Raw genomic sequence first — 12,941 nt, 5'->3', positions numbered from 1 at the left:
CAATACATTATTACCCCCCTCTCTTCTTACCCCCTCTAATCCAAATCCCTATCATTTATCACCACAATATCAATCTTCGTGTACCACAATTTATTTATTAACAACCTCCGCAGCTTAATCTCTTCCGGGAAACCACCATCTCCGCGTATTGTTTATCATCCAAACTTTCCTGACATTTACTTCGTTAATGATTTACCAGAACATTAGCCATACCTCTGCAAGTCACTAATCCGCGACTACTTTATCCGCATTTACTTACCTGCTAGTGGTTTTACTAACACTTCTATTATCATACCTCTATTGAGCTATGGAACAATTAAGAATTGCTGAACTTAGATATTTTTCGCGTTTCAGACGAAAAAGAGTCTTAGCCAGAAAGAAGAAAGTCTTATCGGGGGGCAAGGTGGTTTCCAGGTTAAATCGTGCTCAAAAGATAAGCCGATCAACTTTCAAGTACGATCCCAAAAAATTTGCTGAAACATTCTATCAGCAGTATGGCAAAGCGATGTCCGTGTTGGCAAATGAGTGATGGGGAATCGTAGGATAACTTTCGCCGATTTTGAGGCTTTACTCAAATTTGCTCAGGAATACCACCGCTTGAAAGATGAGCCGATTCCAAGTTTAAATAATGATAGTCGCGGTAAAATAGAATCGTGCTTAAGCACACCTTTTCAAATATTTTATGGAGCTGTTGCCTTTAAAGGACTCTTTAAGAAGGCAGCGGCTCTTTTTTATTACATCGCAAAAGGCCATCCCCTGGCTAATGGTAACAAGCGAATGGCATGTATAACGGTAGGTTTCTTTCTATTTAAAAACCACTGGTACATTGGTGCCACAAATGAGGATTTGATTAGCCTTGCCCGTTATACAGCCAACAGTCATGCTCAAGATAAAGATGAATGCATGAATCGCATTGAGCAAGTATTAAGAGAATGTGCTGAACGAATGCAGCCTAGTCCTACTAATGATTAATAACTAGAGCAGACACTTAATTAGGGGTCTGCTCTTGTTATTTTCTATCTTATCTCAAGAGTTCAGTTGTTATTAAGCTCCTTCTATGCTAAGGTCATGCTCTTTCTAGTTGCGCTTGCAATACTTCTTCGATCTTCTCTCTGTTAACTTCGGCTATTGAAAGTGCATATGTTATCCTTTTTTCTTCTTTAGGTTTAAAATAGAACTTAACTTCAATTCTTCTGCCAACTACAATTCCAACTATATCCATTTGGATTACAGATTTTTTGTAGGGTATGCTAATCGAAATACATCCCGTATTACCAGCGTAAGTAACAGGATAGACAAGTTGACCGTAGTCAGCCCTTATGCCACTATCCTTTAAAGTCACCAAAATATCTACGATGGCTGGTTTGATGACCTCAGCAAAGAGCGTTTTGCAGTCTTCCCTAAATTGTCTGTTTACTGCAATTTCTTCATCTTGCCTTGCTTTTTTGGCTTTCTGCTGATCCTCTTGAGCTTGCATATCGTTTTTTAAAAAGTCGCTTAGTGCCATAATAATATTGAAATATGTTGGTCAAATACTGATAAATGCGTGGAACCAATCCTTTTCTCTAGTAGCCCTCATAAAGCCCCTAATCGTCCGTGTTTATAATAAACTACCTGCTTTTGTGAAACATTTGCCCCAACGCTGTATCCGCCAAGATTCTCGCGTTGGGATTCTGTTTTTGTAATCGGGTGAGTTTCACCCGCTACCCAGTTAGGACTTTACTGACTAATCAATTGACTTACAAACCTCCTAGCGTCCTCTAATTGTGGTTCATTTTTCAAATCTTTTTCAAGCACTTCATGTACCCACTTTGGACCATGGCCGCCGACGGTTTTATCAAAACCTTCCAGTTCACCTACTTCCAATATATTAAAACCTACAGATCGACACCTATTTATTACTTCCGAAAATAATTTAGTTGCCTCGCCAGCTGGTATAAAACTTTTTCCCGCACTTTTTACCTCTGACCAAGGACTGACTTTCTTAAGAAGAAGCCGTATTGCTTCAACACTAGTTTTGGGAAAGACTCTGTTAGTTTCTTTTTCTATAATTTTATTAATGCCTGATACTACATCAGAAGTCTCTAACTCAGGCCGTTTATTTTCAATTTCACTTTTTAGCCTTTTCCAGATAGGTTCTAATCCTTCCCAATCTCCTCCCAGCCCACTGTATATTTCCCGTAAAGGACTATCGGAGTTAAGAACATCAATATCAGCAACAACTAATAGTTTTACTCCGAGCCTGACCAAAGCATTTACAATAACGGGTATCCTTTGCTTTCCACCACAATGGACAAACAGTACATCTGGCTTAACTTGCTCTTTATCATCCGTTAATGAGTCCATAACAGCCCCAAAAAATCGACAGTCTCCATCACTTTCGCAGATAATAACTTTTGAATGGAAAATGCCACTTAAAATGTTTGAATATCTCAAAAGTGGATCTCGCCAAAGCGTTTTGATAGCATCGCTATTTAATTCATTTATTTCGTTAGTATTTTGATTGCGCTCAATTCTAATAACCTTTACTCTATTAGGGCTTTTGTCTATTAATCCCTTAAGTAAATCTTCGCTATGTGTTGCTAAAAATATTTGCTTGCCGTGAGTTATATTAGCAGCTAACATTTGACCTAGTAAATAAGCCTGTGGAGGATGTAGAAAGGCCTCTGGTTCATCAATAAAAAGCAAACTCTCAAAAGCAACGAAAGCACTTAACAATACACCTACAAAGCTTCTCATCCCATCCCCTTGCCTATCAATAGTGGGAAGCATGGACAACTTTTTGATATATCCAGAAGAAACTCTATCCTCACCAGATTCTAATTCAGGAGAAACTCCAACGTGAAGAGGAATAACTTTCCCTGCGGCTCTATTTACAATCAAATCAAGGCCAAAGGCTTGTTTAAAAAATTTATTAAATTCTTTTTCAAAGGTATCGTTCAGTATAAGGAAATGATAGGGATGCGATGGGCTTTCCGTTAAAATTGAAATATTTTCGGCAGTATTCGCGATCTTCAAACGCTCTTCAGTTGTTAGCAGTTTACTAAATAGGGGAGCGAGTATGGATAGTCTATTTTCATCTTCCCAAGATCTGCTAATATTATCAGGATGAATTGCCTGACCTTTAAATCTTAAGTACTCATCCTCAGCACCTTTTTTAGCGACGCTGTTTATCAGAGTGTCTACGGATTTACTATCTCCATATTTAATTGTCTCTACTTCTGAAATTATAACTGAACGAAAGCTGTGCCCTAATAATGTATATATTTCCCTTAAGGCAAGACTTTTGCCAACGTTGTTAGGTCCTACAAACACGATTATTTGATCTTCATTAAGCGAAATTACATCCTTATTTTTAAAGACGATATTTCGTAACAAAGCCTTTGGGGTGACAGATTCTTTTTTTTGCGGTTGTGGGTGCGCTTCTAAATTATTTAAGATCGACTCCATAGGTAATGTCTTTCATTTTATTTTACATGATAAAGCCCCTACATATTACTGCAGAAACACAAACAACTTACTCCAATCTATATGTGCTTCGTAAATCTAGCAGTAAGTCCTTATCTCACCCAATTTAATATCACCTGAAACAAGTCCTTTCTCAAATTTAGGAAGCGGTATCTACTCCCCCTCATTCCGCATTGCTTCCAAGACCATTTCTGGCAGACTAAACTGCGTCCACTCCTCATAACGAGCTAGGAAAACCTGGAAAACCAAAGCATTTGTACCTGAATTCGCCGGATCGTCTTCCTGCTTTGCGTGGGTAATATTAGCAACTACGTATTGAGGCCACGAAAAAGGATCATCGGCATCATCGCCCACCCGTACACCTTGACCATATCCAAAGCGAGGCGGCTCAGGTACAACAATATCGGGGTGGATTTGTGTAGTCGTGCGGCGGCTTAAGTCGTCGTAACAGAGGAAACGCAGGTAGTATTTCATATATAGGGCGGTTTTGCATACCGTCCCAAAGTAAGGATTCTTATGTAAAAGTTGCAACATATATAGCAAAATAATATTATAGTAGCTTGCTTCTCCATAAATCACCTTTAAGGTTAGTATTCGGCATCGACAATCGGTAATTAGTGCGTCAACCAAATTTATTTTATTTGTTACTATAAATTTACTTATTTTAATACTTTACTTATTTTTAGACATTTATTTACATTTAATTAAACAAGTTAAATTACTATGAAACGCACACATCTATCTATTCTTAGGCCATTTATGTATATGGTAGGGTTACTAATTATGTTAGCTACCTGTACGCCGAACTTGACCGTACCCAATGCAAATACGCCTACCAACGCTGGTGCTCGTGTTTTATACAGGTGCGGGACGACGACACCCTTTACCTCAACAACGTATGCCTGTTATGATAACTCAGCCCTTTGGAGCACTGACTTTGAAACCACGTACTCTGATCCCCACCTCTTTGATTCACACCTAACCAACCAGGCCTACAATCTTGACAGTATTCGTATTAGCACTGACCAGGCCAGAGCAGGTTCAAAATCACTCAAATTTACTTGGGGGCAAAACCAGTATACAGGCGACGGAACAGCCAATGCCAATAACTCTACGCACAGTGAAGTCTACGTAAAATGCCCAAATCAAGGGACCAGGCAAGAAAAATGGATTGGTTTTAGTATGTATTTACCGGCGGCTAAAATGCAAAGTGATGGTACCGTCAATCTGTTTCAATGGCATGGATACTATCCTTATGCTAGTGCTCCAAACCAAGGGTGTTATCAACAAGCGCCGGTTGCTTTCGATTTGAGAAGCGATAACAAGATTTACGTTTCCACGCGCACTATAGACTCGATTGCTTGTAAATGTCCCACTCCGATTAATGATGCCACCAACAGCACGTATTATTCATTTCCACTGGCTAGTTTTGACCAATGGGTTGACATCGTGATTCACATTCGGTTTGATGATGCCGCCGACAACGCTCAAACTGGCCTTCTCGAGATTTGGCAGAATGGTAACAGGGTAGTAAACGCATCCAATGTCGATATTGGCTATCCCGATGGCGATGAGTATATTAAATTCGGCCTTTACTGCTGGCCTAGAGCTTTCGGGCAGATATACACAAAGCCTAACAAGCTCATTTATTTTGACAGTTTCAAGGACGCCAATCAGACGGGGTCGTATGCAACAGTTGCGCCTAGTAGCCCCAGCAACCCAATGAAGCCACAAGTCAACTAGTAATTTCAATTGCCTTACATCTGCCCGACTAGCCTTATCGCTGTCGGGCCTTTTTTTTCGGCAGTCAAAGTACGTGTATATACATGAATCGTTTCAGCTTACTCAACCCCAAATCAATATCATTTTTCACCACAATACATATCTCCACACACCCCAGTCGTTTTATTAACAATGTTTCGTATTAAAACTTTTTCCGGGAAACCACCATCTGCGCATGTTGTTTATCATCTAAACTTTACTGACATTTACTTCGTTAAAGTTTTTAGTTGTTATAGTTGCTACTTCGACTAACTATAGTACTGTAAAACTTTACTTCTAACCGCAAGTAGTTTTATAGCATTAGAATTATCATCATACTCCCATCTATTTGAGTCATGAATAAGCAGGATGATGTTTTCGTGCTTGAGCCTGTAGAGCCCAATAAGCAATACAGTCAACAGGTGATAGCTGGCAAGTTTAGGCCAAGCAATAAACTTGTTGTTTCGATTAACGGCCGCCGTTTTATAATTACGGTGCAGCAGGTAATGCCTTTTAATCCCACCGATCAGCAGCTTTCGCCAATTATAAAGAGGTTTCTTGCACTGAGACGTAAAAACATTGGGGGCGTATATTTACAGACGCAATCCCCAAAGCCTTTTGATTTTAAAAAACTAGCTGAACGTAGTGCAATAGTTGACGCACATATTACCCAAGGTGGTAAACTCGAAGAATTGAGTGGATTTAACTTTATTTTACCCGCCGGCCTATCCAGTAGAGCCAGAAAACAGTAAACTTACTTTTTCTACCGATTACGGAGCCAAGTATTCTTTGTATTTTGACTCAGAAGGGTATTTTGATGATACTTCATATACCAATCAAGTAATCACGGCCTATTTGATAGAGAATCAGGTAGCTACGGATAAAAATAGGCCGCCTATAGATCGCAGAATCGAGGCCACCGTAATAGATACGTTTAACTTTCTCATTGAGGCTAATAACGATACTGTTATAATATACTACTGTAGCCAATTAGAGGGAAAGCAAGCAAAGAGGTACAAATGCTTTAAACGTTGGATGGAAAAGTGGATTACATTTAGAGGTGACGATTGCGAGCTACTTTCAAATATATCAAACAAGCACCACTCATGTTGTTTGTTTTTGAAGTCACATCCGTACAGCAATGACATTAGAAGTAAGTTTGTAGAGTACAGGAATAGCAAATATTGAAAATAGGGCTAGGCTTTAAGTCTAGCCCTATTGCTAAGAAATCCCTTTCGACCGAATTGGACCAGATTTACCATTCGATTCAATATTCTCTTTGCCATTTTTCAACGGTGAGGAGGGCGCCGAAAATCGTAACCCAGCCGAAGGAACCCCGTCTGCCGGATAAAACTCCAACAAATCATACTGGCTGGGGTCAACGAGTCGAGTAGGGTTCGGCTTATCCGTGGCTTCCCCGTAATACGCGGTTCCATTGATGAGCGCTTCTCCAAACTGAGAAAGCCCCTGTTGCGCGTAAATGGCCCAATTGGAAAACCCATTACTAGCTTCGAAATACCCGGCTATATTTCCCAGTCCATTTGTTTCGGTAGCAATGAAGTGCCCGGCTGCCTTGATGGGTATATTGCTGGAAAACACGAACGCCCCAAGCCTACCCTCCGTACGGTGCGGATTGGTCGAGGAACGAACGATCAGGAAAGCAGATCCGTCGTTATTTCTATATTTAATGTATATACATGTATTTTGTCACTTGCGTAACTCCATTTAATATTGATAATCCGAATTAAGTTAGTCGTTTTTGTTAACTATTAGCCAAACCGTTGTCCTTGAGTGTATGTCAAATTTTTTCATAATTTTTTGCTGGCAGACACCTACGGCTAGACCCCTGTCGATCAGTCGTTGATACATCACTTTGATTTTTAAATTGCGCCGTTGTTTGCTCTTTTTATTAGGAGTTAATAGTCTATTCATAAAACGATAGTTGGTTTTTTTGATTATCAGTTAAGGCATTCGGATTCACCTCTACTTGTGAATCCGAATGCCTTAACTTTTTATGTCTTGCCAAATTTACAAACTACTTACAATATAAGTATAGCTTAGTATATTTACCCTGATTAAGTACCTGAAAATTAAGTCATTAAAAAGAAAAATGGGAGGTTTATTTAATGACTTATCTAGGGATTTTTTTGCGATTCCCTTAGTCGTACTGCCCTGTCTATTAGGTTGATACAGGAAGGTTTTTAGTCAAGATTTTAGACAAAAAACTACACAAGAAATTGAACAACATGATCGCTTTGAATGCCGCCAATATTCGGATTTTTTTTTGCAATGGCTGCGCCCTGCTGAGGATTGTTGATAAACCTTTTGCGCTTAGTTAGCATGGAAAAAGCAATTGTTAAAATTCCATTCAACGGCACGGCTGTTGGTACTGGTACGAATCCGGTAACGGCTGAACTGACCGGGGCTGGATTCGTACCCGGTCGGCTGGATAACCAGGCGATAGCATTCACGGAAGGCGGTCATGCGGATATCATTCCCAAGATTGTACCCTTTAATGCCAGCTTTTCCATGTCGATCTGGATAAAAGCACTGGGCCAGCCCAACGGCAGCCCATCGGCCAGCTGGCTGTTGTACAAGTTTGCAGGCTTCGAGCGGTTTCTGTTTATCGATCTGAACAGTTCGCTACTGCGGTGGAGCTATCTGGTCATCATTCAGGAGTTCGATGAGCCGGAAAAAGGGCAGGTAAGTGTATATCTGAACAGTCGGTTGGTAGGCAATAAAACGTTTCCAGCTGACTGGGGAAACCCTACCGGCTTCTGTATTGTCAACGATGGTCCGGCTTATTCGGGCTTTGTAAACCTCGAAGAATTTGCACTCTATCCGGGCGTGGTGTCCGATCTGATCCAGCCGGAAAACCCGTCGCCGGTCGGGCTGCTGGAAGTCGAATACTTCATAAACGGGAGCAAATTCAAGGATCGGGGCATCTACGTATCGTCATCGGATGGGCTGTTTGATAACCTACCGCTCAAAGATCCGCAAACGTTCGACTGGCCGGATTATCACGGTGTTGTGATGGATTTGAGTGCTCCACGCTTCGGGGCCAGAATCATTACCCTGAAATGCTTTATCAAGTCCGATGAGGGCGTTGATGAATTCATTGAGCGTATTCAGCAGTTCATTACCCAGTTCACCAAACCCGGTACGCAGCGGCTGAAAATAAATGCTCATTCGACCAAACCACTGGTCTATGAGGTCATTCTACAGAATTCGATCAACCTCAACAAGAAATTCAGGGAATCCAACATGGTCGGCACCTTCGATCTGGTTCTGATGGAGCCGGATCCGGTCAAACGTGTCCTGAATTTCGTTGGTCCCGGCACCGCTACGATCACGGTCACCTCGACCAAAGTTCTCGCCATTCACTGGGGTGATGGTACCCATACGTACGGCGTATTTGGTACAAAAGTCACAGCGACTCACACGTATTCTACCGCAGGATCCTATGACATCATTCTATCGGGTGTCATTGAGGATATCACCTACTTTTCGTCTAACGCATTGCTTGTATGGGGCAAATTGTAGTCACACGACCCGGTAAGCCTGATCTACCGCTGTTTAATCAGGAGCCTGCGCGCACAGTGAGCAGCGCCGTGCAATCCTGCAAGCTACTGAGTGAGGATGTGATCAACATGACCGTTGAGAGCGTGATACCGCTCGACTTTTCGATACGTGACAGCATTCTGGTATTCGGTACAACGTATACGCTCAACCGGCTACCAAAGTCCTACAAGGAGGGTGACCGCCGGTATAAGTATGATCTGACGTTCGAGGGACCGCAGTATAGTCTGTTGCCCGTTCTGTTTCTCAATCAGGATGCCTCTGGTTTCGCTACCGGGTCAGATTTTCCGCTAACGGGTGATCTAGGGTTTTACGCCAATGTGTTGCTAACGAACCTGAAACGGGTGTACGGCGCAACGGCGTGGAAACTAGGTACCATTCCACCGGGAACGCCAACGCTGAATCTGTCCTTCAACGCGGAGAACTCGCTGGCTGTCATTCAGAAGCTGTGTACCGAGTTCGACACTGAATTCAGTATCGTTCGGGATGGTACCGGCACCCAAACGATCAACTTTGGTAAGGTTGGGCAGATTCTGGGGCACACCTACGAGTACGGCCGTGGTAAAGGGTTGTATAATCTGAGCCGGGAATCAGTGAACAATGCAGCACTGATATCTAGGTTGTATGCCTATGGAGGGAGTAAAAACATTCCGTCCAGTTACCGCAACTTTGCGACTCGATTACGGCTCGACAACACCCTTTCCTTTCTTGAAAATGCGTCCGCAAAGGCGGCATTCGGACTGATCGAAGGTACCAAGATCTGGGAGGATATTTATCCACACCGCACCGGTACGATATCCACAGTGGGTGCCATCACCGCCAATGGAAAGACCTTCACCCTGACGGATACGAGTCTGGAATTCGATCTGTATCTGGAATCCGGACCAGCGCAGACCGTTGGCGGCAAAACCGTCAAACAGTATTCGTATCTGTTGCCGGGTGTTGCGCCGAAAATCCATTTTCAGAGTGGGGGGCTGGCTGGCTACGAGTTCGAGATCAACAAGTACGATCATACTACCAAAACGTTTACCCTGATCACTACGCAGGATGAACGTAGTATGGTCCTGCCATCGCCAACATCAACGGCATTCCAGCCTAAAGCGGGGGATACCTACATACTGGTCGATCTGATCATGCCCAGCAGCTACATCACAGCGGCTGAGGATGAGCTACGGGCTAAGGCACAGGAATACCTCAATGAGAATTCCAAACCCCGCGTTCAATACTCCCTGACGCTGGATGAAGAGTATCTGGCCAGTCAGCAGGGAACCGGCTCGATCGTCAATTTCTTTAGCCTGGGTGATTACCTGAGCATTAAAGATACTGGACTCAATATCGATGGTGCCAGCCGGGTAACCGGGTTCACCCGGAATGTCTTGTCTCCCAACAAGTACACGGTTGACATCGCTGATACCTACGAGATCACCCGTATCGAGCAGATGCTGAGTGATCAGAAAGCGATCACCACGCTGATCAAGCTGAATAATCTGTCTGATCCGGCCAGGGCGCGTTATGGCTGGCAGGCCATGCAGGAAATGCTGAACATGGTGTTCGACACGGACGATTATTTCAAGGATGGAAACATTCGCCCGAACTCGATTGCCACCAACATGATTGCCGTGGGTGCGAAGTCTCAGCAGTTCGCTATGAACTGCGTGATCGAGCCCAATTTCGAGGGAAAACCCAACGTGGTGAAGGTGAACGCTGGTAATCTGACCCATTACACGGTCGAGGAAACTATCCGGACGTGGCAGATCATCACCCAGACCACTACCATCCCGGATGATGCAGCCCGGTACATCTACGCCAAATGTAGTAAGACCAACTACAATGATGGAACGCTGATTTTCTCGACCGATCAGATCAAGCCCAATGATTCGGCTACGTACTATCATTTTTTGGTGGGTGTACTCAACTCAAAAGATGCAACGGTCAATGTTCGCTGGATCAGCCTGACGTATGGCGCCACGGCGATCAACGGCCGGTTCATCAAGACGGGTCGGATTCAGTCGTTCGATGGGACTACCTACTTTGATCTGGACCTGGGCGAAATCGGTGGTAAGATCACCTTCGTTGCAACAGACGGTTCGGTGAAACCCATTTCGGCACTAACCAAAACCACCATTGATGCCGGTATCGTTACGACCGGAGGTATTGAACTGGGCGGTGAAGGTGGGTCGATCAAAGCCGGTATAACCGGTGAGGGTACTGATGATTCAAGCGTTCGTATCTACGCCGGGTCAACCAAAAACAAGCGGCAAACTGCGGCCTTTCGAGTAACGCAGGCGGGTGAAGTCTTCGCGCGTAAACGGATCGAGCTAACCAACGAAAATAACGTTGGTCAGGCGGGTCTGGCTGGCAGTAATACAACCGCAGACGGGTTTGTTCGCATGTATGCAGGTAAACCCTATCCGGATCGGAATACGGCTCCTTTTCGGGTCAATGCCGATGGCTCAATGGTAGCTAGTTCAGGCCAGATCGCCAAATGGACTATTTCGAATACGGGGCTGATCAATAACGACGGATCTGCTTTCCTGATCGTTCGTTCCTCGACCAATCCGCACCGTACGGAGGGTAGGCTTGGGGCGTTCGTGTTTTCCAGCAATATACCCATCAAGGCAGCCGGGCACTTCATTGCTACCGAAACAGGACAGTTGGGTAATATCGCTGGCTATTTTGAAGCGGCAAATGGCGGTAAAAACTGGGCCATTTATGCGCAGGATGGCATTTCCCAACTCGGTGAAGCCCTGATCAACGGACGCCGGTACTACGGTGAAACGCTAACTGATCTGACCCGGTCAATTGATCCATCCGCGTATGATCTGATCGAGATATACCCGCAGGGGAATTCGGCCGGCATTCGATTTAGTCCACCTGGTTCACCCCTAAAAAATGGCAAAGAGGTCACGATCATTAACTGTAATGATACGAGCTCCGCGCTATTATTGCTGGATATCCTGCGCGGGTCAAACAACTGGAATTTGCCCGGTGGGGGTGTTCTGACGTTGGTTTTCTCCAACAACTTCTGGTACATCAAATCCATTCAGGACAACAACTGGGGCGAATCAGGACCGCCATTTGTGCCAGCAGTTGCAAATCCGGCACCCACGCGAGTTGGTACCATTCCTGACGTTACCATCAGCGACCGGGCCACTAAATCGTGGCAGATACCCGCCGGTATTTTCGTCGATGTTGGTGATACCCTGAGCTTTTATATCACCAGCAATCTGCCGGATGGGATCACCTTCGACGGGGGTGATCGACGACTGATTTTCGATGATTCAGCGATTAATGGTACCATTCCCATTGCGGTTAAGGTAACTGACAGCGCGAATCAGTCCGTGACCGGCAATTTTACACTGGTGCTCAACCGACCATCGCTCAATCCACCCCCAATCATTACCACGCCGTTCCCTACGCAGGTCATTGCTGGGGTAGGCGCTCGTACCATCACCGTTCCAGCGGCCAATACGTTCACTGACGTTGACGCCATGCTCTTTGATGTGGTGCTACTGATCGGTACGGGTCTGCCAGCGGGTATTACCTACAATCCGGACTCACTGACGCTTGATATCGCGGAAACAGTACGCTCAGGTAGTCTGGCCTTGAAAGTTATCGCAACCGATACGCTGGGTCAATCAACAGCCAGTCTGTTCATTCTGACCATTAACCGCAGCGTGGTCAATGTACCACCGGCCGTAGCGGTACCGATTCTGAACCAGACGCTGACGGGCATCGGTGAGCTGACCTATGATGTGCCAGCGAACACCTTCAATGATCCAGGCGATGTACTGACCATATCGGGTACCGGTCTATCTGGTGCTGCTCTGCCTGCGGGTATCACCTTCACCGCGGCTTTGCGTCGATTTGTTATTGCTTCTTCGGTTGGGGCTGGCAGCTATTCGGTCGAGGCCAAAGCGACAGATTCCGGCAATCTGTCGGTCGTGAGTGCCTTCATGATCACTGTCGTTCGTAGCGTCACCATACCAATCACGGTGAGCGATGACCCAACGGAATGGACTGAAGATCCGATCGTACCACCGACACCTGATCCGGGGGCAAGCGATCCACAGGGCGAAAAAGATGTCAAATTCTATACCTCATCATCGGGTAACGATGGTGGACCAATCTAA

General features: G+C 44.6%; 11 protein-coding genes. 7 read left to right on the top strand and 4 right to left on the bottom strand.

The features are described 5' to 3' along the window. The first annotated feature begins 307 nt into the window (after window positions 1-307). Together GK091_RS12815 and GK091_RS12810 are read left to right on the top strand one after the other, a co-directional pair. Window positions 308-529, top strand: coding sequence for a hypothetical protein (locus GK091_RS12815; protein ID WP_164038369.1), 222 nt, complete (start codon window positions 308-310; stop codon window positions 527-529). Then, window positions 529-972 (top strand): type II toxin-antitoxin system death-on-curing family toxin, encoded by a 444-nt coding sequence (locus GK091_RS12810; protein ID WP_246202287.1) that lies wholly within the window; start codon window positions 529-531, stop codon window positions 970-972. The genes GK091_RS12815 and GK091_RS12810 overlap by 1 nt, the downstream gene beginning before the upstream one ends. Window positions 973-1,066: 94 nt before the next feature. On the opposite strand, the gene GK091_RS12805 is transcribed toward GK091_RS12810, so the two are convergent. The 3 genes from GK091_RS12805 to GK091_RS12795 all read right to left on the bottom strand — a co-directional run bounded on the left by GK091_RS12805 (window position 1,067) and on the right by GK091_RS12795 (window position 3,942). Next, entirely contained in the window at window positions 1,067-1,507 is a 441-nt protein-coding gene (locus GK091_RS12805; RefSeq protein WP_164038363.1) for a hypothetical protein, read from the bottom strand. A 212-nt stretch (window positions 1,508-1,719) separates the two neighbouring features. Next, window positions 1,720-3,450, bottom strand: a complete 1,731-nt coding sequence (locus GK091_RS12800) for an ATP-dependent nuclease (protein WP_164038360.1) — start codon at window positions 3,448-3,450, stop codon at window positions 1,720-1,722. Between the two features lie 171 nt (window positions 3,451-3,621). Then, window positions 3,622-3,942 carry a hypothetical protein gene (locus tag GK091_RS12795; RefSeq protein ID WP_164038357.1) on the bottom strand — a complete coding sequence of 107 codons (321 nt, stop codon included), beginning with the start codon at window positions 3,940-3,942 and terminating at the stop codon, window positions 3,622-3,624. A 249-nt stretch (window positions 3,943-4,191) separates the two neighbouring features. Here GK091_RS12795 and GK091_RS12790 point away from each other — a divergent pair, with 249 nt between their 5' ends. The 3 genes from GK091_RS12790 (at window position 4,192) to GK091_RS30070 (ending at window position 6,417) form a co-directional block, all read left to right on the top strand. Further along, complete coding sequence (locus tag GK091_RS12790; protein WP_164038355.1) at window positions 4,192-5,211, top strand: heparin lyase I family protein; 1,020 nt, start codon at window positions 4,192-4,194, stop codon at window positions 5,209-5,211. A gap of 374 nt (window positions 5,212-5,585) precedes the next feature. Beyond that, window positions 5,586-5,981 carry a hypothetical protein gene (locus tag GK091_RS12785; RefSeq protein ID WP_164038352.1) on the top strand — a complete coding sequence of 132 codons (396 nt, stop codon included), beginning with the start codon at window positions 5,586-5,588 and terminating at the stop codon, window positions 5,979-5,981. Continuing rightward, the gene (locus tag GK091_RS30070) at window positions 5,926-6,417 is read left to right on the top strand and encodes a DUF6169 family protein (RefSeq protein ID WP_394351867.1); all 492 of its coding nucleotides are present in this window, start codon (window positions 5,926-5,928) and stop codon (window positions 6,415-6,417) included. The genes GK091_RS12785 and GK091_RS30070 overlap by 56 nt, the downstream gene beginning before the upstream one ends. A 33-nt stretch (window positions 6,418-6,450) precedes the next feature. Here the strand turns inward: GK091_RS30070 and GK091_RS12780 are convergent, their stop codons facing one another. Beyond that, window positions 6,451-6,828 carry a hypothetical protein gene (locus GK091_RS12780; RefSeq protein ID WP_164038349.1) on the bottom strand — a complete coding sequence of 126 codons (378 nt, stop codon included), beginning with the start codon at window positions 6,826-6,828 and terminating at the stop codon, window positions 6,451-6,453. A gap of 741 nt (window positions 6,829-7,569) precedes the next feature. On the opposite strand from GK091_RS12780, the gene GK091_RS12775 reads away from it, so the two are divergent. Together GK091_RS12775 and GK091_RS12770 are read left to right on the top strand one after the other, a co-directional pair. After that, the gene (locus GK091_RS12775; RefSeq protein ID WP_164038345.1) at window positions 7,570-8,772 is read left to right on the top strand and encodes a hypothetical protein; all 1,203 of its coding nucleotides are present in this window, start codon (window positions 7,570-7,572) and stop codon (window positions 8,770-8,772) included. Then, window positions 8,757-12,941 carry a putative Ig domain-containing protein gene (locus GK091_RS12770; RefSeq protein WP_164038342.1) on the top strand — a complete coding sequence of 1,395 codons (4,185 nt, stop codon included), beginning with the start codon at window positions 8,757-8,759 and terminating at the stop codon, window positions 12,939-12,941. Before GK091_RS12775 ends, GK091_RS12770 begins: the two co-directional genes overlap by 16 nt.

Origin of the sequence: Spirosoma agri, assembly GCF_010747415.1 — a bacterium.
GTDB lineage: Bacteria > Bacteroidota > Bacteroidia > Cytophagales > Spirosomataceae > Spirosoma > Spirosoma agri.
This window is presented reverse-complemented; position numbering and strand designations above follow the sequence as displayed.

What these genes read in the sequence shown, in the direction of transcription:
- GK091_RS12800 (WP_164038360.1), bottom strand. Translation starts at nt 3,450, where the DNA reads ATGGAGTCGATCTTAAATAATTTAGAAGCGCACCCACAACCGCAAAAA.
- GK091_RS12775 (WP_164038345.1), top strand. Translation starts at nt 7,570, where the DNA reads ATGGAAAAAGCAATTGTTAAAATTCCATTCAACGGCACGGCTGTTGGT.
- GK091_RS12770 (WP_164038342.1), top strand. Translation starts at nt 8,757, where the DNA reads ATGGGGCAAATTGTAGTCACACGACCCGGTAAGCCTGATCTACCGCTG.
- GK091_RS12815 (WP_164038369.1), top strand. Translation starts at nt 308, where the DNA reads ATGGAACAATTAAGAATTGCTGAACTTAGATATTTTTCGCGTTTCAGA.
- GK091_RS12790 (WP_164038355.1), top strand. Translation starts at nt 4,192, where the DNA reads ATGAAACGCACACATCTATCTATTCTTAGGCCATTTATGTATATGGTA.
- GK091_RS12795 (WP_164038357.1), bottom strand. Translation starts at nt 3,942, where the DNA reads ATGAAATACTACCTGCGTTTCCTCTGTTACGACGACTTAAGCCGCCGC.
- GK091_RS12810 (WP_246202287.1), top strand. Translation starts at nt 529, where the DNA reads ATGGGGAATCGTAGGATAACTTTCGCCGATTTTGAGGCTTTACTCAAA.
- GK091_RS12805 (WP_164038363.1), bottom strand. Translation starts at nt 1,507, where the DNA reads ATGGCACTAAGCGACTTTTTAAAAAACGATATGCAAGCTCAAGAGGAT.
- GK091_RS12785 (WP_164038352.1), top strand. Translation starts at nt 5,586, where the DNA reads ATGAATAAGCAGGATGATGTTTTCGTGCTTGAGCCTGTAGAGCCCAAT.